We start from the raw sequence: 25,213 nt of genomic DNA on the forward strand, positions 1-25,213 counted from the left end.
CGTACATTCCGTTTGACGTTTCCCTAACGACTCCTACCGTGAGCTATGCCTTTTGCGCCCATGCCGTATGCATACTAAAAAACATACATTCATATTAATAATCAAAAAGGCATACTTGATAATTCTACAGGGTGTAACTTAAAAGACGCAACAAGATAAAGTGTATAAGTCCGGGGAGGCAAACAGGCGCTGCCGGAAGGCTTGTGAAAGAAACGGGGAGATGCCAGCGGTGTGTCAGCGCATTTTGAATGCGAGTGTAAAGTCTTCGTAGTCCAGGTAGGTAAACCGGAAAAAGAAGCTGTCCAGACGTTTGTAGTACTTCGTAAAGATGTTGGTAGTCTCTGTTTTCATGCGTTCCATCATAGTACGCTTCTATTACCTCCGGGGGACAGATCCGATACCGTTTGATAACATCGTGGGAAGGCCGGGATGATACGCACCGATTCGCGGGAGGCTCGAAGCAGCTACTGGTGTCGTTCGGCGATACGGCGGAATTCCTCTTTGAGCGCGAGGAAGACGTCGACGATCTGCGGGTCGAAATGGCTGCCCCGTCCCTCGACGATGATCGCCTCTGTCTTTTCAAAGGAGAAGGGCTCTTTATAGTAGCGTCGGCTGATCAGGGCGTCGTATACGTCGGCCAGGGCCATCAGACGCGCCTCGAGGGGGATCGCCTCTCCCGAGAGTCCCTGGGGGTAGCCGCTACCGTTCCACTTTTCGTGGTGGCCGTAGGCGATGTTGCGGGCGACGCGGAGCATTTCGTTGTCGCGGTAGCTGTTGATGGCGTTGTCGAGCATCTCCTTGCCGTACGTCGTATGCAGTTTCATTGTCTCGAACTCTTCAGGGGTGAGCCGGCCCGGTTTTTTGAGGATATGGTCGGGGATGCCGACTTTGCCGATATCATGGAGCGGCGCGGTATGAAAGAGCTGCTCGATGTAGGTGTCGCTGAGTATCTCCCGGTAGGAGCCCTGCCGCGCCATGGCCATGGCGAGAAGTCTGACGTAGTTTTTGGTACGGATGATGTGGGCGCCCGTCTCCATATCCCGTGTCTCTGCGACGAGGGCCATACTGTCGAGAGCCGCCTGGTGGGAGTGGCTGAGCTGCTCGTAGAACTGTTTGCGCTGGGTATAGCCTTTGACCGCGATGGCGAGGGCCATAATGATAAAGCTGAGGGCCAGCGGGGTCAGAAAATAACCCGGCGCGATATAGAGGGACTGCGTCAGCGCCGCGACGGCGGCGGCGCTGTAGAAGAGCGTCACGGCGCCGAAGAAGAAGATAATGGAGAGGTAGCGTTTGCGGCGGAACAGGATCAGCGTTGCCAGGGCGCTTAAAAACGAAAGGAACATATTGACAGGCGGGAAGACCCCGGGTTGGGAGATGAGGTCGCCGTTGAAGAAGTTCTCGATCAGTGTTGCATGCATAAAGATCCCCGGCAGCACTTCGTCCGGGGCGACGGTATAGCGGTCGTGAAGTCCCACGGCCGTCGCACCGACGAGGACGTATTTGCCCCGGATGTCGGCGGGGTCTACCCGGCCCTGCAGCAGGTCGACGGCGGAAATGCGCCGGTAGGTGTCCGTGGGATAGAAGCGGAGCAATACATTTGTATGGGCATCGGTGTAAAAGGTCCGGTCGCCGAGCGTTGCCCGGAGGCCCAGGGGGCTGTTCGCAAGGTGCATTTCGGCCGGAAAGCGTCCCGAGGTCAGCAGCATCGCGACGGCGAGGGCGGCGACGGGCTCTTGTTGCAAACGCATGACGAGGGGCATCCGGCGGAAAATACCGTCACGATCCTCGCGGGCATTGATAAAACCTGTCGAGCGACTCTGCTGCTGAAGAGTAGGGATGTTGCAGAGCAGTCCCACCCCGGTATAGAGGGTATCGACCCCTTCGGCATCGATGCGGTATCCTGTATCCTTGAAGCAGGCAGTGTCGTTGCTGTCCCACCGGTTTTTTAGGTAGAGCGGCAGCAGCAGCGGAAGGTCGCTGATTGTATCGGCCAGCAGGGTGTCATTATCGTACAGCCACTCCGGGAGTCCTCCGATCTGTACGGAGAGACCGAAATAGTTTTGGTAGAAACGTACCAGCTCCCGCGGCGAGGTACGGTCGTTTTCGGGAAAGATGACGTCTGCGGCGATGGCTGCGGGCTTGTAGGTGCCGATCTGCTCAAGCAGTTTGGCTGTGAGGACCCGGGGCCAGGGCCACTGCCCCAGCGTTTCGAGGCTTTTGTCGTCGATCTCGACGATCAGCGTCGCCGGTTCGCCGAGCTGCGACGGAGCGACTGTCGCGGCGATCCGTTTATAGAGGTCGTAGAGGAGGTTGTCGCTTTGCTGCAGCAGGGCGGTCGGGTAGGCGGCGAGATAGAAGAGCAGCGTCGACAGCGCGACTGCGACGTAGAATTTCCGCATGACGCTACCGGATCGTCATCACGACACGGCGGTTTTGCGGTTCGGTAGTATCATCGGGCGTCTGTACCTGGAGGAGATACTCTCCCAGTCCGTCGGTTTGGCATCGGCGCATCGTGACATCCCGCTGTTCGAGCATCGTTTTGAGCGCCGACGCCCGTTTCTCCGAGAGAGCGAGATTGTACGACTCGCTCCCCGTGGTGTCGGTGTAACCGGTGATGGTGATCCGCAGGGGGCTGAGCTCCCTGAGCAGCGGAAGGATTTGGGCGAGATCGCGGCGCGATTTCGACGTAAGGCCAGCGCTGTTGTTCTCGAAATAGAGGGTGAGGGTCAGCGGCGGAGGCGGTGCGACGGCGAAGGTTTCAGCGTCCTCGGCGGTCAGCTCTGCGTCCGAAACCGTTTCAGGCGCGCTGGGAGCCTCCGAGCTGCTTTCCAATCTGGTGCCTTCGTAGGGGGTGTCGATGGTAAGACTCCCGCCTTCCGTGGTGACGATGATGGCGTTGCTGCTGCTCTTGTTATCGAGCAGAACAATTTCCGTACCGGGGTGATCCATCACCAGAGCCGTGACAATGAGGACGACGGAGACAAGGAGAACTTCGACCATATCAATGCACCTTTACGAAAAAGCGTGTACCCCGTACCCCGATGGTGCCCTCGGGGACTCTGAAAGTAACGGATTTTGGGGATACTTTCCCTATCTTGCCGGTTTCGACGATGGCGCTTCCCTCTTTCAAAAAGAGGTCGAACCGGTACTTTTTCCGGCTCGGCTCGAAGAGGTAGTCGTCGATCTTCAGTACGCTCTTGTTACCCAGGGCAACCGTGCTGCCGTCGTTGAAGAGAATGCTGAGGGCACCGTCACTCCCGGTAAAGATGATGTCGCCCCGGTAAAGCTCCTCACCGCTGCCTGAAGGGGTAATGACATCGCCGCCCCGGCGGATGCCGACCTCGTTTTTCAGGTTGTCAAGCACGGCGACACTCTCAGCGGACCAGAGCGTGATGCTTATCAGACATAAAAGAAGGATTTGTTTCATCGTGTCACCTTGTAAGGGGCGCATACTTTTTATAGATTGTATGACAATCCGTGTGAAAATGTCAAACGAAGCGTTAAGGTCTGAAGAGATTGACGAGCAGTGTCAGGACGATGCTGATAACGACCATCGTGGTAATGGGGATGTAGATGCGGGAGTGTTCGTTTTCGATACGGATATCGCCGGGCAGTCTGCCGAACCATCCGAAAAGGCCAGGGAGGAAGTGCAGCAGCAGGCCGACAACGACCAGCGCAATGCCGGCGATGATCAGCCATTTTGCCGTCATAGGTTGACTGCGACCTTGTATGTCGGGTCGGTGACCTCGTAGGTGCAGTGGGGACCGGCGGCTTTGAGGAGCTTTTTACAATCTTCGCTCAGGTGCCGCAGGGTGAGCTGCTTGTTGGCATCTTCGTACTTGCGGGTGATCGTGTCGATCGCTTCGACGCCGGAGGCGTCCATGACCCGGGCATTGCGGAAGTCGATGACGACGCGCGGGGGATCCCGGTCGATCGTCAAGGCGTCAAAGAAGCTCGCCGTCGAACCGAAGAAGAGAGGGCCGTCGAGTTCATACACCTTCGTTCCGTCCGCTTCGACCTGGCTTTTGGCGTAGATGCGCGCATGTTTCCAGGCAAAAACAAGTGCGGAGATGATGACGCCGGAGATGACGGCGATGGCCAGGTCCTCGACGATCGTGATGAGCGTGACGGCGACCATGACGAAGGCGTCGGAGCGCGGCATATGCCGGATGTGGCTGAAACTGCTCCATTCAAAGGTCCCGATACTGACCATGAACATGATCCCGACGAGCACGGCAATAGGGATGACGTTGAGCACATCGGTGAGCGACGCGACAAGCACCATCAGGCCGACGGCAGCAGTGACGCCCGAGAGGCGGCCGAGACCGCCGGAGGTGTAGTTGATGATGGACTGGCCGATCATCGCACACCCCGGCATCCCGCCGAAGAGTCCGCAGGTCATGTTCCCGGTTCCCAGTGCGATACACTCCTGGTTTCCGCTGCCGCGGGTGCCGCTCATCTCGTCAAGCACCGCCAGGGTCAGCAGGGACTCGATCAGGCCGACAAGGGCCATGATGACGGCATAGGGGAGGACGACGAGAATCGCACCCGGGTCGAGGATGAAGTCAGGGATATGGAAGGTCGGCAGCTGCCCTTTGAATGCGGAAAGGTTCGCCATGTCGCCGACGGTACCGGTCTGCAAAGAGAAAACGTAGGCGACCAGGGTAAGCGCCACGATGGCGACGAGGCCGGCCGGGACCGCTTTGGTGTAGCGAGGCAGCACGAACATGATCAGCATCGTGATCGCGACGAGGGCGTACATGATGACGCCTTCGCCGTCAAAGAACTTGAACTGCGCCGTGGCGATGACGATGGCAAGACCGTTGACGAAGCCGTACATCGCCGGCTGAGGGACGAGGCGGATGAACTTGCCCATCTTGAAGACGCCGAAGAGGATCTGGATCGCGCCGGTAAGCAGGGCGGCGAGGGTGACGTACTGCAATACGCCCCAGGCCAGTTCCTCTCCGCCGAGCCCCTGCGAACGCAGCAATCCGGAGACCTCCAGGGTCAGGCCGATAAGCACAACGGCGACAGAGCCGGTCGCCCCGCTGATCATCCCGGGTTTGCCACCGATCAGCGCCGTAATAAACCCGAGGATAAAAGCGGTGTAGAGGCCGACAATGGGGCTCACTTCGGCAATGAAGGCGAAGGCGATCGCTTCGGGCACAAGGGCGACGGCAACGACGAGCCCGGAGAGGACGTCGTTTTTGATGTTATCTGTACGGTAGTTCTGGAGGTTGAACATCAGGCTCCCTGCAGGCTCTCGAGCTGGTCGAGGATCTTGCGTTGTTTGTTCTGGGCATCGACGAGGGCTTCGCGGTTGGTAGCGACGACCTCTTCAGGCGCGTTGGCGACGAAACGCTCGTTATTGAGCATGCCCGCCAATTTGGCGATCTCTTTTTCCAGTTTCACGTTCTGCTTCTCCAGCCGGTCCAGGATGGGGGCTAGGTCGATGGAACCGGTCGGGATAAAGACCTCGACCTTCTCCCCGACGTCGCTGACGGCATTTTCCATCTTCTCTGTGACGAAACCGACCTTCTCGACCTTGCCGAGGCGGCAAATGTAGGCATCCATCGCTTCGGATGTCACGGCATCCGTCTTGACGTAGGCCTCCTCGATCTTCTGGTTGCCCATATCGATGAGGGTCTTCGCACGGCGGACGGTGACGATGGCGTCCATGATAACATCGAACATCGCTTCGATTTGCATATCGCGTTCGCCCGCTTCCGGATAGCGGCTGATCATGATGGAATCCCCCGTCTCCAGCGACGTGCCGGAGAGCTCATGGTAGAGGTACTCGGTCATGAACGGCATGAACGGGTGCAGCAGCTTCATGGAGGCTTTGAAGATCGCGCCCAGTTCCGGTACGCTCTCCTTGCTCACCTTGGAAAGTTCGATACCCCAGTCACAGAACTCGTTCCACAGGAAGCGGTAGAGGACCGTGGCCGCGTCGTTGAAGCGGTACTCGTCGAGGAAGCCGCGGGTTTCAACGACGGCGGCGTTGAAGCGGCTCTGCATATAGCGGCCGAGGTCGGTTGTGACCGTGATGTTCTCCAGGTTATCGAAGGTCTCGACGTTCATCTGGAGGAACTTCGCCGCATTGTAGAGTTTGTTGGTGAAGTTGCGGCTTAGTTCCAGCTTCTCTTCGCTGAGGCGGATGTCGCGCCCCTGGACGGCGAGGACAGCCAGCGTGAAACGCAGGGCATCCGCGCTGTATTTCTCGACCATGTCGAGCGGATCGATGACGTTGCCCTTGGACTTGGACATCTTCTGGCCGTGTTCGTCGCGGACCAGCGCGTGCAGGTAGATATGTTCGAACGGCAGTTTGCCCATGAAGGTTTCACCCATCAGCATCATCCGCGCAACCCAGAAGAAGAGGATGTCAAAGCCGGTGATCAGCAGGCTGTTCGGGTAGAAGTTCTTGAGGTCGTCGCTCTCGAAGAGCTTGTCCATGACCGGGTCACCGTTGCCCCAGCCCAGGGTCGAGAAGGGCCAGAGCGCCGAGGAGAACCAGGTGTCGAGAACGTCGGGGTCCTGAACGATGTTTTTGGAAGAGCAGTGCGGACACGCTTCAGGTTCCTCTTGCTGTGACGCCCACTCATGGCCGCAGTCGTCGCAGTAGAAGACCGGGATGCGGTGGCCCCACCAGAGCTGGCGGGAGATACACCAGTCGCGCAGGTCGTTCATCCAGGCATTGTAGCTGTTGATCCAGTGCTGCGGGAAGAACTTGACGAGACCGTCATTGACCTTCTCGATGCTCCCTTTGGCCGTTTCGGCGCGGACGAACCACTGCTTGGAGATGTAGGGCTCGACGACGTTCTTACAGCGGTAACAGTGGCCGACCTGGTGGACGTGCTCTTCGATTTTCTCGACGAAGCCTTCCTCTTCGAGACGCTTAACGATGACGTCGCGCGCTTCGAGGCGCTCGAGCCCTTTGAACTCGCCGGCGAAGTCGTTGAGGATCCCTTTTTCGTCAAAGACAGTGATGAATTCGAGGTCGTGGCGCTTGCCGACCTCGTAGTCGTTCGGGTCGTGGGCCGGGGTGACCTTAACCATCCCGGTTCCGAACTCCATGTCGACGTGCTCGTCGGCGATAATGGGGATCTCGCGGTCAATGAGCGGCAGTTTGAGCTTTTTGCCGATAAGGGCCTTGTAGCGCTCGTCGTCCGGGTGGACCATAACGGCCGTGTCCCCGAAATAGGTCTCCGGACGGGTTGTCGCGACGACGATGTGGCCGCTGCCGTCCGCGTAGGGGTAGCGGACGTGGTAGAAGTGGCCGTTGTGCTCTTCGTACTCGACTTCGATGTCGGAGAGGGCCCCGTCATGGGTACACCAGTTGACCATGTAGTTTCCGCGGACGATCAGCCCTTTGTCATAGAGGTTGACGAAGGCCTCTTTGACAGCGGACTTCAGCCCTTCGTCCATCGTGAAGCGTTCGCGGCTCCAGGCGGGGGAGACGCCCATCTTGCGGAGTTGGCCGACCATAATGCCGCCGGACTCCTCTTTCCATGCCCAGACACGCTCCAGGAACTTCTCGCGCCCGAGCTCTTCCTTGGTCGTTCCTTCTTCAAGCAGCTGCTTCTCGACGACGTTCTGGGTCGCAATCCCCGCGTGGTCCGTGCCCGGCTGCCACAGCGTCTTGTAGCCGTCCATCCGCTTGTAGCGGACGATGATGTCCTGAAGGGTGAAGGTAAGAGAGTGGCCGATGTGCAGACGCCCGGTGACATTCGGCGGCGGCATCATGATGGCGAAGTTTTTGTCGGCTTTCTGGATGGCTTTGTTTCCGTCAATTTCAAAATAGCCGCGCTCTTCCCAGATAGGGTAGAATGCCGACTCGACGGAAGAAGGATCATAGCTTTTTTTTGACATGGATGTCCCCGTATTCTGCGCTTGTTTTGTTCAGATTTTGAAATGAATGAAGGCGCTTAAATTTTAGGCGGATTATAGCGAAACGGAGGTAAAATGCCGGACTCAACAGCGTAATGCCGTCAGCTTGACGGCCGAAACATCCCGCATCTCAGCCGTAAGAGCGAACTCTACCCGCAAAGGACAGCAGTGCCCCTTTCCCGTCTCAACGAAGAACAGTACCGTGCCGCGACCGCATCCTTTGGCCACAATCTGATTATCGCCTCCGCCGGGACGGGCAAGACGTCGACCATTGTCGGGCGGATTGCGCACCTTCTGGGGCAGGGGGTGCAGCCCCACGAGATCCTGCTGCTCACCTTTACGAACAAGGCCGCGGCGGAGATGGTCGAACGCGTTGCAGCCTTTTTCGGTGCGGAAAAGGCCGGGCAGATCGACGCAGGGACCTTCCATGCGGTCAGCTACCGCTGGCTCAAGCGGCAACAGGGCAAGGTCGTCCTCAAGCAGCAGCGCGAGCTCAAGACCCTCTTCCGCAGTGTTTACGAAAAACGCAGTTTCCACCACCTGGAGGGGGAGAACGAACCCTACGGCGCCAACTACCTCTATGACCTTTACTCCTATTACCAGAATACGGAGATGGACAAGAGTTTCGAGATGTGGATCACTGAGCGGCAGGAGGAACATGACCGTTTTGCCATGATCTATGCCGACATCATCGACGAATTCGAAGAGCTGAAAACCCAGTACGGGTTTTTGAACTTCAACGACCTGCTCCTGCAGATGCGCAAGCTCTGCGAACGGATGGAGCTCGGGTATAAAGAGGTGCTTGTCGACGAGTACCAGGATACCAACGCCCTGCAGGGGACGCTGATCGATGCGATGAGTCCGCCGTCGCTCTTCTGCGTCGGCGATTATGACCAGTCCATCTACGCCTTCAACGGGGCGGACATCTCCATTATCGGCTCTTTTTCGCAGAAGTACCCCGATGCCGACGTTCATACCCTCTCGAAGAACTACCGCTCGACGGTCCCCATCCTCTCCCTGGCGAACAAAGTGATTGCCAAAAATGAGCGCATTTACCCCAAACAGCTGGAGGTGACGCGGGATCATGCCGCACCGCCGCCGAAGCTGCTCGTGTACGACGAACTCTTCGAACAGTACCACGGCATCGCGGAGATGATTGGCAAGAGTGCAACCGAACACGAAGAGATTGCTGTCATTTTCCGCAACAACTCCAGTGCGGACGGGATCGAGGCGGCACTGCGGGAGAAGGGGATCGCCTGCCGCCGGCGCGGCGGGGTCAGCTTTTTTGACGCCAAAGAGGTGAAGTTCATTCTCGATATCTATACGCTGCTCGTCAACGAGAGCGATATGATGGCTTTCATCCATGTGTTCGAACATGCCAAAGGGGTGGGAAGCGCGTTGGCCAAGGAGCTCTACGTGGCGCTGCAGTTCCTTGGCGGCGGTTCGATGCTGCGGGGTCTTTATACGCCCGATCTGAAGATCAGCAACCCTTTCGAGAAACGGAAACTGAACCACCAGCTCGGACTGTTCGATGATTTTCTAGAGCTTGGGCATGCCGGCCGTTTTGCCGAGGTGATCAGCGATAAAAAGCTTTTGAAGAACCCCGTACTAAAGCATCCGAAGCTGACCAAAGACGGGGCGAAAATGCTCTCGCAGTTCTATACCCTGCTGCAGGCGATCAAAAACCTCTCCCGTCCCCAGAACGTCGTACAGAAAATCGCAGCCTCCGATCTCTATGCGACGGTCGCGGAGCAGCTGGCCGTCCGGCGTGCCATTTTGCCCGACGGCCAGGTCGATGCAAAGCTTAAAACGGAAGCATTGGAACGTATTCGCCGCAAACCGGCGGTGCTCCAGGAATTGGCCAAGCCCTATAAAGAGCATGAGCGCTTCCTCAATGCGATGATTCTCGGCTCCCAGGACCTGACCCAGGGCGAAGGGGTGCATCTGCTCAGTATCCATGCGTCCAAAGGGCTGGAGTATAAAGAGGTTTATGTCATCGATCTGATGGACGGGCGCTTTCCCAACCGTAAATTGATGGGCAGAGGCGGAAGTCTGGACGAGGAACGGCGGCTCTTCTACGTAGCGGTGACCCGGGCGAAGGATATCCTCTATCTGAGTTTCGCCAAATACGACCGGATCAAAAAAGCGCAGTTCGTCCCGTCGATCTTTCTTTACGAAGCGGGCATGCTCAAAGAGGACGAAGAGTACAGAATGCTTGTGAAAAAAGAGGAAGCGAAAGAAGACGCGTAAGCGCGTCTTCCATTGATGTTAACGGCCGTGGACGGCGTCGTTGAGCGACCACATCGGCAAGAAGATACCAAGGGCAAGCAGCAAGACCATCGCGGCAATCATAAAGAGCATGATCGGTTCGATCGCTTCGGCAAGCCCGTCGATGATCTGGTCGAAACGCATCTTATAATAGTCCGTGACCTTCTCAAGCATCGAGTCGAGCTGACCCCCCTGCTCACCGGCGGAGATCATCTGAATGATCATATTCTCGAACAATCCGGTGTCGGCAAGCCCTTCGCTTAGGGAGGCTCCTTTTTCGACAGCCTGTCTGACGGTTAAAAGTTTCTCCTGCAGCGGGAGGTTGTCGATCATGGCGACGGAGGTCTCGAGCGCATCGGCAATGGGAATACCCGCCTTGACAAGGGCGGAGAAGACCAGAGTGAAACGGTTGAGCGTAGAGAACATGATCAGATTTTTGATCAAATAGGTTTTCAGTAAGAGCTGATGCCATCGGAATTTGAACTCCCGGTTGGTATTGAGCATGTACCGGAAAATGATGAAAAAGACAATCAACCCCGCAAGGATATAAGGACCGAAGTTATTGAACAGGTACTCCAGTTTCAGCAGAATAATCGTCGGCAGCGGCAGATCGGCATGCAGCTCTTCGAAGATCTTTTTAAACTGGGGCACAACATAAGAGATCAAAATCGTAAAGGCGACGGCCATGGCGATCATGACGTTGCGCGGATAGGCCATAGCCTTCTTGAATTTGATGACGTTGCGACGGATCTCTTCGAGCATGTCGGCAAGCTGGTAGAGTGAATCTGCCATGTTACCGGTCTGTTCACCGAGTTCGACCATCGCCAGGGTGAGACCGCCAAGTTGAAAACGGAAGTTCTCCATGGACTTCGACATGCTTGAACCCGAGTTGATATCTTCGGCAACGGAGGAGAAGATCTCTTCGAGCACCGGGTCGTTGGCTGCCCGTGCGATTTCGTTCAATGCATCATGGACGGAGATACCGGCATTGGTCATAACGGCCAACTGCCGGATCGCAGCGATCAGAGAATCGGGTTTGACCTTCTTCTTTTTGATGTTGCCCATAAAACGCTCTTTGAAATGTTTGAGCTGATCATCAAGCGGTGCTGCACCTTCCATGACATTGACAACGATACCGGGATAGCGGACTTTGGCAATATACATCGCCTCTTTTTTCCCCTCGGCATAAAAGCCGTGTTGAACTTTTTTCCCTTTTGACAGGACTGTTGCAAGATAGTATTTCATTCTTTTGCCACCCTCAAGACTTCTTCAATTGTTGTTTTACCTTCAACGACCTTTGCCATCCCATTCTGAAACATACTAACGAAACCTTCCTGAATCGCCTGTTTCATCATCTCTTCTTTGGAAGCGCTCCTGGCGATCATGCTGCTGAGTGTTTCGGTAATGGGAAGAACTTCACTGATCATCTCTCGGCCGAGATAGCCGCTGCCGTTGCACTCTTTACAACCGACACCATGGTAAAAGACCGTCTCGGGCGGGATATAGGCCTTATACTCTTTTAGAACGGATGGCGGCACTTCAAGCTCTTTTTTACAGTGCGGGCAGATTTTGCGGACGAGACGCTGCGCCTGAACGGCGACAACGGCCCCGCTGATAAGATAGGGCTCGATTCCCATGTCCGCCATACGAGGCAGGGCGGAAATGGCGTCGTTGGTGTGCAGGGTAGAGATGACAAGGTGCCCGGTCAGTGCGGCCTTGATAGCGATCTCCAGGGTTTCATGGTCACGGATCTCACCGATCATGATCTTGTCAGGGTCCTGGCGCAGAATTGAGCGCAATGCTGCGGCGAAGGTCATACCGACCTGCGGATGGACCTGGACCTGCTGAATAAGGTTCATCCGGTATTCGACAGGGTCTTCGACCGTAATGACTTTGTCCTCGACGTTACGCAGTTCGTTGAGGGCCCCGTAGAGCGTTGTCGTTTTTCCCGATCCGGTCGGACCGGTGACCAGAAGGATGCCGTGGGGCTTTTTCAAAGCCTGGATCAGCTTTTTGTAGCCGTCCGCATCCATACCGGCGTCTTCAAGTCGGATCAGCGCTTTCTCCTTGTCCAGAATACGCATAACGATAGACTCGCCGTAGAGAATCGGGAGCGTCGAAAAACGGAAGTCGTACTCGCGGTCACCGACCACGGCGGAGAAACGGCCGTCCTGGGGTTTGCGCTTTTCGGCGATATCGAGATTGGCAAGGAGCTTGAAACGCGAAGCGAGCGGTGGGTAGATATCCTGGTCGAAGATGAAGATCTCGGCCAGTTTCCCGTCGACACGCGCCCGGACGACACAGTTGTTCTCCGTCGGTTCGATATGGATATCGCTCGCCCGGCTCTTGATACAGGTTTTCAGAATAACGTTGATGAGCTGGAGAATCGACGATGCGTCCTTCTGCTCTTCGGGCGAACCGATCGTGTTGAGCTCTTTTCGGATGTTGTCGACAAGGCCCTTGACACTGCTTTTAATATCGATCTTGAAGAGATAGGACTGGATCTGCTTTCCCGAGGAGATGGCCACCTGGAGCGGTTTACGCGGGAAGACCCTCTGAATCGCTTCCTGGGCATCGATGTTGAGCGGATCGGCGAAGGCGACCGTAATGCTCATATCGCTTTCCGCGACCGGCAAGGCATTGGAGCGTTGCAAGAGATTCAGAGGAACACGCTCCGCCAAACGATAATCCATATCGATCGAATCCAGATCGATATATTGGATCTCAAGGACCTCCGCCAGGTACTCCAGGACGGCCCTTTCGGGGAGAAAAGGATACTGTTTGAGAATCTCCAGGTCATACTTGCCGGCCCGGATCTGTTCAACGACGAAACGTTTGACAAAGTTGAGCGATACGGCCCCGACTTTTGTCAATGTTTCCAGCAAGATCTCCTCTTTCACCCCGACCTTGACAAGGCGGTCGATCTGGGTTTGGGAGATATGCTTTTTTTCCAGAAGATCGTGCGTAATTCTATCCACTTCGGATTGCCTTTAACGGTAAATATGCTGTTTTGTTAATATTGTATCATAATATTCCGTGATGCCAAGCTGCAGGGATTGGCCGGAATGACGCAGGAAAAGCTTGTAGCTTCGACGGGGGGTTTGGGGATCGGTCAGCACATAGGAGTCGCCGCTCTTCACGTAGTGATTTGCACTGTACAGATCGAAGACGCGTGAGAGGAGATGGTCCGAAGTCGGGAGCTTCAGACCCGTAAGCGGTGTCTGATTTTCAAGGGCATTGATCAGCAGGTTTCGCTGCAGCAGGATCGCAGCAAAGTACGTGGCGTTCCTGCGCGCTTCCTCGGAATGGTTCAGTATAACGGCGGGTAGTGCCAGGCGATCAATGCGATCTGCTTCGAGGCAGGAAAAGGCGTAGAGCGAAACAAAACGTTCATCCTGTTCATGGCGGTGCAGCATCTTTGCACCCTGATTGCAGGCCCGAAGGTACTGACCGTTTTGATAGAGCGTGTAGAGGCTGCCGCTGCTGGAAGCACTGAGCAGTGTAGTGACAAGTGCAAGCAGGCTCAAATGAAGCCTCATTCCATCGTCCCCTTCTCCATCTGATCAAGGGTGATTTTGGCCTTGACGGAGCTGCTCTCCTGGATGTAGCTTTTGAGGGTTTTGATCGCCATCTCTTTCTGATCCATTTTGTAAAGCGACTTTGCAAAAATGAGCCATGAATCTTCGATCGTACTGTCAAGTTCATTGGTGATCAGCGCATAGTTGTAGGCTTGCTGATAGTTACCGATATTATAATAGCGCTTGGCGACGAAAAGGCTCAGAATAGGGTTCTTGCTCTTTTTAAAACGGGCGATGACATCCTGGATATCCTTCATGTCGTCATCGCGGAGGATCGTCATCTCTTCAGACGACGGTTCATCTTCCGCATCAGCCCGAGATGCTGTGGGGAGCGGAGGGGTGGCTTTGTGTGACGAAGAAGCCTGAATGCCGGGTAACGTATCGGACTGCATTGAAGGGGCATTTATCGGCTGTATCTCCTCTTTCGGAGGTGCCGAAATGACCGGGGCCGGAACTGGTGCCTGTTGTACCGGTTTCTGATAGACTGGCGGTGCAGCCTGTGTCCTCGCTTGCGGTTGCGGCTCTTGCGTATCGACATGGGAATAATAGTCCATAACGTCCGATTCGAACTCGTGCATGAATCCCATGGAAGGCGTCAGTTTGAGTGTAGGTTGTCCCGCAGCAACGCTCTGTGCCGGTGCAGGTCGTGAGCTGTTGGGTTCCTGCTCCTGCGCGGCAGCGGTCTGTTCAACTGCGGTAACAGTTGGTGCTGTTTCTTTGGAAGCAGCCGGGGCTGATACGACCGCCTCTGGTTTTGATGGCGTCGGAGCCGACGGTGTGAAGAGAAAATAGGTCGCAGCGGATAGAAGGAGCACCGTGGCAGCGCCGCCGACCAGGTACGGGACCTGTCGTGTTCGGCGGTAGCGCTTCCAGCGCTGTTCGAGTTCAGGGACGTTAAGCATTGATAAACCCCGTTTCAATCCCCGCCATTTCAATCATTTTACGGTTGACAGCAGTATAGTTGATCTGCGTGGGCTGATTCTCTTCATACCATGACGCAATACTGAAGAGTGCAAAGAGCAACTTGTTGGTATTACGGTAATTGCCTTCGGTCAATGCATGGATCCAGCGGACATTCTTGTCATTGAACATATTGGCGACATCAAAACAGTTTGACCGGAGCAGTTTTTTCTGAATGTAGATCTTCAGTTCGGCGGCCGAAGCGTTGAGCAGCTCTTGCGCTTCCCAGATACGTGACTGGAAATGCTCTTTGGCGACAACATCCTCCTGTTCCGTTTTGTGTAGGGAGATAATAAACTTGATCTGGCGCGTATCGGAGATCAGACGGATTTTTTCCAACAACGCTGTCGAATACATTTGCGCTTCGTCCAGCAAGACGACCGGAGGGGTTTCAAATGTGTATTGTGCCGCAAGCTCATTGAAACGCGTAAAATGGATCGGTTCGTCGGTGATGTAGTCAAACACATCGCGTGCCAGTGATCGGAAAAAAGCATCTTCATCGGTGATGGGTGTCTGATATAGAACGATCTTCTGTCTGTCATGCAGCTCTTTGTAGATACGGCTCAGCATCATACTTTTACCCGTGCCCGGTTTTCCGAAAAGCAGGATCATTTTCAGGGGTTTTTTAATGGCTTCCATCAGGGATTTGTAGACGATGGCGACGCGATCGAGCTGCACATAGGCATTCGCGTCTACAACATCGAGAAAGACCTCTTTGGAAGAGTCAAAGAGGTTCTTATTCTGCATTGGCCTCTGCAGCTGTTTCTTTTGCGGTCAGGCCGACTTCACTGTCGGTAAACTTGGTATATCCAAGATCAGAAAGGGAGAGCGTGTTGTTCTCTTTCTTGATAATGTGCGGTTCGATAACGATAACGAGTTCCGTCGTATCCACAGCTTTTTCTTCGTATTTGAAGAGATAACCGAGCCCCGGGATGTCACCAAGAAGCGGCACTCTGTTGGTATGCATGCTTTCGGACTTATCGATCAGACCGCCGATAATGATACTGTTGCCGTCTTTAACGGTCACAACAGAGGCAAGCTGGCGGCGGTCAAGATCCGGCGGCATGGAGCGCTTCTGCTGCTCAAGTTCGTCACTGCTGAGTTTAATCCTCGTCTGGCTGACCGAAGGATTGATCTTGAGGGTGATTGTATTGTCGTTGGCGATCTCCGGTGTGATGTCCAGCAGAACACCGGCGAAGATGGAGTTGACCTCTTCGTTTTGTGTGGTCTGCGATGTACCGGCTGAACTACCGGCCAGAATCTGGGACTGTTGGATCTTGTAGAAGTACTCCGTACCGACAGTGATGAGGGCGGGTTGGTTGTTGAGGGTCAGCACCTTCGGGTTGGAGATCGCGTCAACGTCTCCCTGCGTTTTGAGGAACTTGACCAGTTCATTGATCGTATTGCCCCCGGTGAGTTTGAGCAGTGATGCCGGACCGGAATAGCCTGCGGTTCCCCCCGTCAGGATATTCCCCGTCGTATCAAAGGTGGAAACGTTCAAAGCATCGAGTTTGTCAATGTGAAACGAAAGGTTCTGCAGGGCATAGATCTGGGACCAGTCGATCCCCGTTGAACTACTGTTGTTGAGCGTAACGGCCATCATCCGGACGTCGATCAGTACCTGGTACTGGATCTTTTTCTGCAGTTGGTTGAGGTACTTCTCAAGACGCTGCTGCTGGCGTACCGTCGCCGTGACGGTGACGAGCCCCGCGTTTTTGTTGACGATCGGAGCTTCCGCCTGGTAGAAGTCCGTCGGACGGTTCAGGACACGCTGCAGTTCGAGGTCGAGTTCTTCCCAGAATTTGACCTCGTCGAGGGACTCGATCTTGATACCTGAGGTGTTGTTCTGCGTAATCTGCATGGAGCCGCCGCCGAGGTCAGCCCCCTGGCCGCCGCCACCGCCGCCGGATTGGCTGCTTGAACTCCCGGTTGCCTGGGAGCTGCTGAGCAGAATATCCGTACTGCCGATACTTTTACGGGCACTGATAATGTAGTCGATGTTGTAGGTCTTCGTCTCGATAAAGGAGATCTTGAGGATATTGTTCTCCAGGGTGTAGTTGAGGTTGTTGTCAACCAGGAGAATATCCAGGACCTCGTTCAGGGTGAGATTCTTCAGATTGGTCCGCTGCAAGCGCTTGGACATCTTTTTTTCAGCTTCATTGTCGCTGATGATCAGCGTGAGTTCACATTCGTTGCTCAGCTGATCGACATATTTGGAGATGGTCATCCCCTTCGCTCCGCTGATGGAAAAGAGCTCATAGGTACAGTCTGCTGCCTGTACCGATGAAGCCAGCAGTAGGGCCGCGGCTACCGAAGTGATTGACTTGTGGATGCTTTGGAATGGAGTCATGTTTTTCATCGTCTTTTCCTATTTGGCGTTGATTTGGATTTTTGGGTTCTTCTTCTTCAGCGTCAGCGTTACTTCTTTCTTCTTCTTCTGAAGCAAGACGCTGTCGCGTTCGATCTTCGTGATGACGTACCCGTAAATGGTATCTTTTTCTTTGTACCATTTGCCGTCAATCAGCGCGGTGCGGCTGTTGATGACGGATTCGAGGGTCATGTACCTCTGCTTGGGACGCTTCACGTATGTGCCCGTCGCCTTTGCCTTATGGGGCTGGTTGAGGATCAGTTGGGCCCTAAAGGGATCTTGTAATCCGTACAGCGCACTGGCATGAACCCCCTTGCGGGGCGGTTTGATCGCTGCGATCTCATCGTCTACCCACTTCATGTCAGGCTGCATGCCCTCGGCGAGTACGATCAACGGTAGGGTGAGGAGTAGTAGCTTTGTTTTCATTAGTAAGTAATCCCCCATACAGATGAGTTGACGTCGAGTTCCAGTTTTTCTTTGGCTCTGAGGTCAAGACCGTGCAGGTCAATGACGAGATCGCTCTGCTCCATCGCATTGATGAATTTGAGCATATTGTCGAATTGACCACTTGCAAAGACCTTAATATCCAAGACATGACCGAACTTCTCTTTTTCAATGGCGCGTTTGTTGCTGAGAAGCGCGAGCTTGATGTTGTATTTTTTTGCGTTTTCGGCAATCGAGTCGATATATTTACCCCAAGCTTCTTCATTATAGAAGAGTTCGGAGATCTGGCTGATCTTGAAGTTGATGTACTCATTTTTCTCCTGAGTCGCTACCGTCTCCATTTTGATCGCTTCAATCTGCGCTTCGATCTGCTTGATTTCACTTTCGGGGTGCATCGCCAGGTACTGCTCATCCGCCCGGAGTTTTTGTTCGACGGCGATTCTCTCTTGTTTGACTTGGAGATATTCGCGCTCGGCACTTTCCCAGAAAAGAAGATAGGAAAACGCCACCAGTGCCACGGCGATCAGACCGTAGATCATATAGACCTCGCCCTGCTTTTTGCTGGCGAAGGACTGGTCTATCGGATAGAGATATTGTTCAAGATTGAATTTCATTTCAGCACCACCTTCAGGTCACCGCGGTAATAGTTGGTTTCCTCATCCAATTCGATTTTTTCGATGTTATAGTGGAAACGCTGTGTACGGTGTTTTGTCATAAATTCGACCAGATCGGTAATTTGTTTGTCCTTTTTCGCCATGACACGTAAACTGAAAGTTTTTTCATGGTCATCCTGTTTATAGTTGATATCGGCAACGCTGACGTCAAACCGATTCAACTCTCTGGTAAGGGCAGCCATGATTTCTGCTTTCATGGGGTAATTGACCTTGACGTCATGGATTTTGATCAGTGTCGCTTTTCGCTCTTCGAAGAGTTCGATCTCTGCATCAAGCAGCTTCTGCGCTTCTGCCTTTTGCGCCAGTTTGAGATTGATGGTCTCTTCGCGGGTCACCTTGATGGCATGCGTCTCGCGGTACTGCTTTTCCAGGAGGGCTTTACGAACGCTTTCGGCATACCCCATCGTCCAGTAGGTGACGGGGTAGGCAAATGCGACGACGAGCGAAAGGGCTGTGACGGCGAAGAGCTTACCGCTGTGGCGTTGGAAAAACGGCGGCGGCCGGTGGTAGATGGAAAAGTTGACGTCATAGCGTGCGGCTTTGTCCGTACGGACATACAGCTGCATCAGCTGGTGGATTTGGTCAATGTAGCTGTCCGTCGCAAAACCGTAGGAGAAGTCGAACGCCTTGGCCTCAAACCCCAGATAGGTCTGGCAATACTCGTCAACCCCGGCAATAGAGCCGATCTGCGAACCGATATAAATCTCTTCGATCGTTTCGATTTCGTAAGCGCGTTTCGCGTAATTAAGAACGTCGTTGATATGGAGGAAGAGTTCGCCGAAGAGTTTGATCAGGTATTTTTGGTACTCCGGATTCTGCGTCGCAAGCCCTTCGGTCGCAAGCAGCGTCTGAAAGTCCGCAAGGTCGATCTGCTCGCCCAGGAGCTCGCAGAAACGCTCATGCATGTCACGGAAAGAGTATTTGAGACTCTTTGTGTAGACGAATTCCTGCTCATTATAGAGGGTGAAGAAGGCGTCATTTTCCTGGAAATAGATGTAGCAGTGGGCACCGTATCCCTGAACGATCTCATGGCTGTAGAGGGTTTTGAGCAGCAGCGGTACCGGAACGATCTGGTCGACATACTGCAGATCGGAAACCGTTTGCGCAAAGGTCTCGTCGATGACGAGCGGGTCGACAATAAATACATGGAAGGTGCGTTCTTTCGCACTCCCGTCCGTCGGCACCTCGATGAAGTCGATCGTGTACTCGATCGCCATGTCGAGGGCGAGTTCTTCGTATGCCTTGGTTTCAATGACAAAAGCAAGATCGTCATCCGGGATGTTTTTGCTTACACCGATCTGGGCCGTGATGAAGCTACTCGTGTTGAGATAGGAAATCCCGTACTGTTTCTTACCATACTGCGGGTTTTTAGCAGCACTTAACTGATTACCGCTCCCGAGGTAGTAGGTGTGATTATACGGGTTGTTCGAGAGGACCGTATCAAAAACCTGCTCGTTAGAATTGTTCATGTCGCAAATCCCTGTTCTTTTTGGACTGTCCGGCAGCCATGTCATGAAGGGCGAATACTATCTCTAGATAGCCGGGGGCAACCGGATTGCCACCCGTTTTTTTTCACCTGGTTCATTTTTTAACAACATAAAACCACATTGCAAAATAACACAGAGTGTTATCGTTCTGAGGTTTCACACATTTTCATTGTAGCCCAAGTAAACTTAAAAATTTTCTTATAAGTGTGCAAAAAAGCCCTAGTTATGGTTGTCGCGGGGGAGTGAGGTAGAATCTATTTTTATGGCTAATCTGCCGGAGGCTCAGGTTTGGTACCCGAGGTCTTCAAGCATCTTCTTATCGTTGGTCCAGTTGGGTTTCACGCTGACAAACAGATCAAGGTAGGCGCGGTGGCCGGAAAGAGACTCGATCTTTTGGCGGGCATGTTTGCCGATGCGCTTGATCGTTGCCCCGCCTTTGCCGATCATGATCCCTTTCTGGCTCTCCTTTTCAACGATGATCGTTGCGCGAATATGGTCGATGTCGTCGGCTTCGTCGATTTTGTCAATGACGACATCCGTACCGTAGGGGATTTCGTCGCTGATATTCTCGAAAATTGATTCGCGGATGAACTCTCGGAAGATGTCCCGCAGTTTCTCATTGGTGAGGTCTTCAGGGTCAAAGAGGTAGGGCGATTCCGGCAGAAAGCGCGTAATGACTTCTTTGAGCTGTTCGAGACCGGTATGCTTGGTCACAGAGACGGGAATGAGGGCCTCGAAGTGTTCAGAGAAGGCATTGTACTCTGCGATTCTGGCCAGCAGCTCCCCCTGGGAGATCTGGTCGATCTTGCTCAGTGCAATGAGGTGTTTTTTCCCGCCGGCGAGCTCCAAGAAGCGTTTGTAGTGCTTGACGCTGTCCGCGGCGGGGGCCAGGTAGACAATGAGGTCGCAGTCACCGATTGCCTTGAGGGCCTCTTCGAGCATGAACTGGTTGAGTTTGCGCTCTTTTTCATGCAGGCCGGGCGTATCGACGAAGATCAGCTGATCCTCCCCGTGCATGACAATGGCGTTGAGTCGTCTGCGCGTCGCATTGGCTTTCTGGCTGACCATGGCGATTTTTTCGCCCAGCAGGGCATTGAGCAAAGTGCTTTTGCCCGCATTCGGGCGTCCGACGAGGGCGATAAAACCGGCTTTGGTCATACAGGGCTCCTTAGAGGATATAACGGGAGAGGTCTTCATCCTCGATGACGATGTCCAGTTTATCATGGACGATCGTTTTGCTGACGGTATAGATCTTCCCGGCGTAGGATTCGGCGTCAAAACTGATCTCTTCGAGCACCTTTTCCAAGATGGTGTGCAGACGTCTGGCACCAATGTCTTCGGTCTTTTCATTGGCCTGCTGCGCGAGGGCGGCGATGGCACGGATGGCGTCGTCATCAAATTCAAGGGTGACTTCTTCGACGGCGAGCAGCGCCTTGTACTGTTTTATCAGCGAGTTCCTCGGCTGGGTGAGGATGGAGTAGAGCGCCTCTTCGTCAAGGGACTGCAGCTCGACGCGAAGCGGAAAACGCCCCTGAAGCTCGGGGATAAGGTCGCTGGGCTTGGTCAGGTGAAAGGCCCCGGCGGCGATGAAAAGGATGTGGTCGGTTTTGACCGGCCCGTACTTGGTGCCGACGCTGCTCCCTTCAACGATAGGCAGCAGGTCGCGCTGTACCCCCTCTTTGCTGGGGTCGTTGCGACCCTGACTCTTGGCGCTGACGGCGATTTTGTCGATTTCGTCGAGGAAGATGATGCCGCCGTCTTCCGCGCGGCGTACGGCCTCGCTTCGGATGGCGTCCATGTCCAGAAGCGCTTCGGTCGCTTCGCTGTCGAGGATACGGATGGCATCGGAGACTTTCATCTCCTTTTTGTTCTCTTTTTTGTTGATCGAACTGAACATTTTGGCGAAGGATTCCTGCATCTTCGCCATCTCCGGCGGCATGCCGCTGTCGTTGAACTCGATATTTCCCTTGGGGAGCTCGATCTCGATGGTTTTGTCGTTCATCTCGCCGTCAATGACCCTCTGCCGCATCCGTTCGCGGGAGGAGGCATATTCGGCTTTCTTGGTCTCCGAGGAGAGGGGTGGCAGCGGCGGCAGCAGCTTGTCGACGATCTTGTCGAGGACGTACGCTTTGATCTTCTCTTCGTTTGCCGCTTTCTGCTCCTCTTTGACGAGGGCGATGGAGGTCATGACGAGATCGCGGACCATCGATTCGACGTCGCGGCCGACGAACCCGACCTCCGTGAATTTGCTCGCTTCGACCTTGATGAAGGGGACGCCCATCATCTTGGCCAGTCGGCGGGAGATCTCCGTCTTTCCGACCCCGGTTGAACCGATCATCAGGATGTTCTTGGGCATGATCTCCTGCTGCATCTCGCCATCAAGCTGCATACGGCGGTAACGGGTGCGCAGGGCCAGGGCGATGCTCTTTTTCGCGGCCTGCTGGCCGATAATGTAGGCATCGAGGTAGGAGACGATCTCGTTGGGGGTCATGTTCATGCTTCCGAGGCCTCCAGGGTAAGGATTTTGATCTCGTGGTTGGTGTAGATGCAGAGGTCCGCCGCGATATGCAGGCTCTCCTCGACGAGGGACTCGGGTGTCATGTCCGCATGCTTTTTCAGGGCACGGGCGCTGGCGATGGCGTAGTTTCCGCCGCTGCCGATGGAGGCGATTTGGCCATCCTCGGGCTCGACGACGTCGCCGTTGCCGGTCAGGATGAAGATGTGCTCTGTGTTGAGGACGATCATCATCGCTTCCAGACGCCGAAGGACCTTGTCTTTCCGCCACGCTTTGGAGAAGTCGATGATGGCCTTGACCATGTCCCCCTTGCGTGCGGAGAGGAACTCCTCGAACATGTCGAAGAGGTTGAAAGCGTCCGCCGTGGAGCCGGCGAATCCGGCGAGGACCTGGCCGTTGTGCAGTTTGCGGATCTTGGTGGCGTTGTTCTTTAAGACGGTGTGCCCGAAGGTGACCTGCCCGTCCCCGCCGATGACCGCCTTGCCCTCACCCTTGTACGCGAGGATCGTCGTTGCGTCGAACATTATGCACCTACGATGTCGAGGTGCAGCAGCGCATGGATGCCGTGGCCGAGTTTGAGGTCGACCTCGTGCTTCCCGGTCATTTTGATCGCCTTTTTGGCTTCAATGTGCTTTTTGTCGATGGTGATGCCGTGCGCATCTTCGAGTGCTTTAGCGATGTCATCTTTGGTGACGGCGCCGAAGAGGTGGCCGGTATCGCCCAGTTTTTTGGCGATCGTTACCTCCAGGGCTTCGAGCTTCGCTTTCATGGCAGTGAGGTCGGCGATCTCCTGGGCCTCGTTCGCAGCGGCCTGGCGTTTTGCTTCCTCCCATTCCGCGATCACCTCGTCGGTCGCATGTCTGGCAAACCCCTTGCCGATCAGGAAGTTCTTGCCGTAGCCGTCTTTGACCTCTTTGACCTCGCCGGCTTTGCCGAGGCTTTTGACATCTTTGATCAACAGTACTCTCATCTCTTCTCCTTGTGTTTCAGCGTTCGAGCTCGCCGCCGTAGGCGACGATCCCGTAGGTCAGGTTGCCGACGTCTTCAAATCCCATGTCGCTCAGGATACGTTGGCAGTGCGCACTTCGGCTGCCGACATGGCAGTAGACGATCAGCTTCTCTTTTTTGGAGAGTTTTGCGCTCTCCAGGGTGTCAAAGAAGCTGCTGGTAGGAATGAGGCGGTCGGCGCCCTTGATATGCCCCATCTGCCACTCCATGTGCTCACGCACGTCGATCAGTTTGAAATCGACCATGCCGAGCGTTCTCCCTTCGAGCAGGGCGGCGAGCTCGTCGCCGTCGAACTGCTCTTTTTGAAGCAGCAGCGCACACTCTTCGGCGCTGAGCCCTCGGGAGTGCTGATGGACGACCTCTTCGATCTCTTCCTCGCTACGGTGCTGGGCAGCATATTCGGGGGTGCAGAAGATCTGGCAGTGGCAGACCCCGTCTTCGGGAATCTCTTTCTCGATGGCCGGTTTGCAGGGGCAGATGCGGTCCTGCTCTTTGTCGCCGGTGACGAAGAAGCAGGGGCAGTAGCGCTTGCCGTGCATCAGCTTGTTACGCGTCAGCCCCAGCTGGATGCCGTCGTTGATCTCCGCATCGGGGTTGTAAGACCAGCCGAACTGCTCGACGACTTTGTCGGTAAAGCGGATCGTCCGCTCGAGCTCGCTCTGGAATTCGTCAGAGTTGATATCGATCTTCGTAATTCCGCCGGCCATCGTTTTTCCTTACTGTTTGCGCGCTTTGCCCGCGATGATGAAGCGCAGGGCGTTGAGCTTGATAAAGCCGTTGGCGTCTTTCTGGTCGTAGACCGCGTCCTCTTCGAAGGTACAGTACTCCGGGTTGAACAGTGACTGTTCGGAGCTGCGTCCGACGACGATGACGTTGCCTTTGTAAAGCTTGAGGCGGACAGTCCCTTCGACGTTCTCCTGGGTCTTGTCGATGGCAGCCTGGAGCATCTCACGCTCCGGCGCGAACCAGTAACCGTTGTAGATCAGCTTCGCGTAGCGCGGCATCAGCTCGTCTTTGAGGTGCGCCTCTTCGCGGTCGAGGGTGATGGACTCGATGGCGCGGTGCGCTTTGAGCATGATCGTACCGCCCGGCGTTTCGTAACAGCCGCGGCTTTTCATCCCGACGTAGCGGTTCTCGACGATGTCGGCGCGGCCGATACCGTGTTTGCCCGCCAGCTTGTTCAAGGTCTCGAGCATCGTCGCCGGGGAGAGGGCTTCGCCGTTGAGCGTGATCGGGTCGCCGTTTTTGTAACCGATCTCGATGTACTCGGGCTCGTTCGGCGCCTCTTCAGGGGAGACGGTCCAGCGCCACATGTCGGCTTCCGGTTCCGCGGCGGGATCTTCGAGGATGCCCCCTTCGTAGGAGATGTGCAGCAGGTTAGCGTCCATGGAGTAGGGGGATTTTTTACCGCTTTTCTCGATCTTGATGCCGTGTTTTTCAGCGTAGGCGAGCAGCTTTTCGCGGGAGTTGAGGTCCCATTCACGCCACGGGGCGATGATGGTGAGGCTGCTGTTCTGGCCGAGGTAGCCCAGTTCGAAGCGGACCTGGTCGTTCCCTTTGCCGGTTGCGCCGTGGCTGACGCCGTCGGCGCCGGTGATCTTGGCGATCTCCGCCTGGCGCTTGGCGATCAGCGGGCGGGCGATGGAGGTGCCCAGCAGGTACTCGCCCTCATAGATGGCGTTGGCACGGAACATCGGGAAGACGTAGTCGCGGACGAACTCTTCGCGCAGATCGTCGATAAAGATGTTTTCGGGCTTGATCCCCAGATCAAGCGCTTTCTGGCGTGCCGGTTCGACCTCTTCGCCCTGGCCGATATCGGCGGTAAAGGTGACGACTTCGCACTGGTACTCATCCTGCAGCCACTTGAGGATGACGCTGGTGTCCAGACCGCCGGAGTAGGCCAAAACGACTTTTTTGACTTCTTTTTTCATGGATAGATGTCCTTGAAGGATAATTATGATGCCGCGATTTTAGCGCAGTTTAGATGACGGCGAGGTAAAGGGCAGCCGGGTTGGTGTGGGGGA

General features: G+C 54.9%; 22 protein-coding genes. 1 reads left to right on the plus strand and 21 read right to left on the minus strand.

The features are described 5' to 3' along the window. Positions 1–464: 464 nt before the first annotated feature. The 6 genes from WCY31_RS03275 to WCY31_RS03300 all read right to left on the minus strand — a co-directional run bounded on the left by WCY31_RS03275 (position 465) and on the right by WCY31_RS03300 (position 7,869). Positions 465–2,399 (minus strand): CHASE2 domain-containing protein, encoded by a 1,935-nt coding sequence (locus WCY31_RS03275; protein ID WP_345973097.1) that lies wholly within the window; start codon positions 2,397–2,399, stop codon positions 465–467. A 4-nt stretch (positions 2,400–2,403) separates the two neighbouring features. Beyond that, positions 2,404–3,000, minus strand: a complete 597-nt coding sequence (locus WCY31_RS03280; RefSeq protein WP_345970843.1) for an OmpA family protein — start codon at positions 2,998–3,000, stop codon at positions 2,404–2,406. A gap of 1 nt (position 3,001) precedes the next feature. Further along, the gene (locus tag WCY31_RS03285) at positions 3,002–3,427 is read right to left on the minus strand and encodes a FecR family protein (RefSeq protein WP_345973098.1); all 426 of its coding nucleotides are present in this window, start codon (positions 3,425–3,427) and stop codon (positions 3,002–3,004) included. A gap of 73 nt (positions 3,428–3,500) precedes the next feature. Next, complete coding sequence (locus WCY31_RS03290; protein ID WP_345973099.1) at positions 3,501–3,710, minus strand: DUF2905 domain-containing protein; 210 nt, start codon at positions 3,708–3,710, stop codon at positions 3,501–3,503. Further along, positions 3,707–5,245, minus strand: a complete 1,539-nt coding sequence (locus WCY31_RS03295; RefSeq protein ID WP_345973100.1) for a SulP family inorganic anion transporter — start codon at positions 5,243–5,245, stop codon at positions 3,707–3,709. Before WCY31_RS03295 ends, WCY31_RS03290 begins: the two co-directional genes overlap by 4 nt. Beyond that, positions 5,245–7,869 (minus strand): valine--tRNA ligase, encoded by a 2,625-nt coding sequence (locus WCY31_RS03300; RefSeq protein ID WP_345973101.1) that lies wholly within the window; start codon positions 7,867–7,869, stop codon positions 5,245–5,247. The genes WCY31_RS03295 and WCY31_RS03300 overlap by 1 nt, the downstream gene beginning before the upstream one ends. 186 nt (positions 7,870–8,055) lie before the next feature. Here WCY31_RS03300 and WCY31_RS03305 point away from each other — a divergent pair, with 186 nt between their 5' ends. Next, on the plus strand, positions 8,056–10,137 hold the full coding sequence (locus WCY31_RS03305; protein WP_345970852.1) for an ATP-dependent helicase: 2,082 nt from the start codon (positions 8,056–8,058) through the stop codon (positions 10,135–10,137). Between the two features lie 18 nt (positions 10,138–10,155). Here WCY31_RS03305 and WCY31_RS03310 read toward each other — a convergent pair whose 3' ends face one another. The 15 genes from WCY31_RS03310 to WCY31_RS03380 all read right to left on the minus strand — a co-directional run bounded on the left by WCY31_RS03310 (position 10,156) and on the right by WCY31_RS03380 (position 25,120). After that, positions 10,156–11,400 (minus strand): type II secretion system F family protein, encoded by a 1,245-nt coding sequence (locus WCY31_RS03310; RefSeq protein ID WP_345970854.1) that lies wholly within the window; start codon positions 11,398–11,400, stop codon positions 10,156–10,158. After that, the gene (locus tag WCY31_RS03315; protein WP_345970856.1) at positions 11,397–13,133 is read right to left on the minus strand and encodes a GspE/PulE family protein; all 1,737 of its coding nucleotides are present in this window, start codon (positions 13,131–13,133) and stop codon (positions 11,397–11,399) included. The genes WCY31_RS03310 and WCY31_RS03315 overlap by 4 nt, the downstream gene beginning before the upstream one ends. 12 nt (positions 13,134–13,145) lie before the next feature. Next, complete coding sequence (locus tag WCY31_RS03320; RefSeq protein WP_345973102.1) at positions 13,146–13,682, minus strand: hypothetical protein; 537 nt, start codon at positions 13,680–13,682, stop codon at positions 13,146–13,148. 8 nt (positions 13,683–13,690) lie between these two features. After that, on the minus strand, positions 13,691–14,635 hold the full coding sequence (locus WCY31_RS03325) for a hypothetical protein (protein WP_345973103.1): 945 nt from the start codon (positions 14,633–14,635) through the stop codon (positions 13,691–13,693). Continuing rightward, on the minus strand, positions 14,628–15,440 hold the full coding sequence (locus WCY31_RS03330; protein WP_345970862.1) for an ATP-binding protein: 813 nt from the start codon (positions 15,438–15,440) through the stop codon (positions 14,628–14,630). The genes WCY31_RS03325 and WCY31_RS03330 overlap by 8 nt, the downstream gene beginning before the upstream one ends. Beyond that, a complete protein-coding gene (gene mshL / locus WCY31_RS03335; RefSeq protein WP_345970864.1) occupies positions 15,430–17,052 on the minus strand; it encodes a pilus (MSHA type) biogenesis protein MshL in 1,623 nt (540 codons plus the stop codon). The genes WCY31_RS03330 and mshL overlap by 11 nt, the downstream gene beginning before the upstream one ends. A 9-nt stretch (positions 17,053–17,061) precedes the next feature. Beyond that, positions 17,062–17,487 carry a hypothetical protein gene (locus tag WCY31_RS03340; protein WP_345970866.1) on the minus strand — a complete coding sequence of 142 codons (426 nt, stop codon included), beginning with the start codon at positions 17,485–17,487 and terminating at the stop codon, positions 17,062–17,064. After that, complete coding sequence (locus WCY31_RS03345) at positions 17,487–18,119, minus strand: hypothetical protein (protein WP_345973104.1); 633 nt, start codon at positions 18,117–18,119, stop codon at positions 17,487–17,489. The genes WCY31_RS03340 and WCY31_RS03345 overlap by 1 nt, the downstream gene beginning before the upstream one ends. After that, complete coding sequence (locus WCY31_RS03350; RefSeq protein WP_345970870.1) at positions 18,116–19,648, minus strand: hypothetical protein; 1,533 nt, start codon at positions 19,646–19,648, stop codon at positions 18,116–18,118. Before WCY31_RS03350 ends, WCY31_RS03345 begins: the two co-directional genes overlap by 4 nt. A gap of 300 nt (positions 19,649–19,948) precedes the next feature. Beyond that, on the minus strand, positions 19,949–20,824 hold the full coding sequence (gene era / locus WCY31_RS03355; protein ID WP_345970872.1) for a GTPase Era: 876 nt from the start codon (positions 20,822–20,824) through the stop codon (positions 19,949–19,951). Between the two features lie 10 nt (positions 20,825–20,834). Further along, on the minus strand, positions 20,835–22,163 hold the full coding sequence (gene hslU, locus WCY31_RS03360) for an ATP-dependent protease ATPase subunit HslU (protein WP_345973105.1): 1,329 nt from the start codon (positions 22,161–22,163) through the stop codon (positions 20,835–20,837). Then, entirely contained in the window at positions 22,160–22,705 is a 546-nt protein-coding gene (hslV, locus tag WCY31_RS03365; RefSeq protein WP_345970876.1) for an ATP-dependent protease subunit HslV, read from the minus strand. The genes hslU and hslV overlap by 4 nt, the downstream gene beginning before the upstream one ends. After that, positions 22,705–23,151, minus strand: coding sequence for a 50S ribosomal protein L9 (gene rplI, locus WCY31_RS03370; protein WP_345970878.1), 447 nt, complete (start codon positions 23,149–23,151; stop codon positions 22,705–22,707). The genes hslV and rplI overlap by 1 nt, the downstream gene beginning before the upstream one ends. Before the next feature lie 16 nt (positions 23,152–23,167). Further along, positions 23,168–23,896 carry a ferredoxin-thioredoxin reductase catalytic domain-containing protein gene (locus WCY31_RS03375; RefSeq protein ID WP_345970879.1) on the minus strand — a complete coding sequence of 243 codons (729 nt, stop codon included), beginning with the start codon at positions 23,894–23,896 and terminating at the stop codon, positions 23,168–23,170. Positions 23,897–23,905: 9 nt separating this feature from the next. Then, a complete protein-coding gene (locus WCY31_RS03380) occupies positions 23,906–25,120 on the minus strand; it encodes an argininosuccinate synthase (RefSeq protein ID WP_345970880.1) in 1,215 nt (404 codons plus the stop codon). Between the last annotated feature and the right edge of the window lie 93 nt (positions 25,121–25,213).

It is taken from the genome of Sulfurimonas sp. HSL3-1 (genome assembly GCF_039645995.1).
GTDB lineage: Bacteria > Campylobacterota > Campylobacteria > Campylobacterales > Sulfurimonadaceae > Thiomicrolovo > Thiomicrolovo diazotrophicus.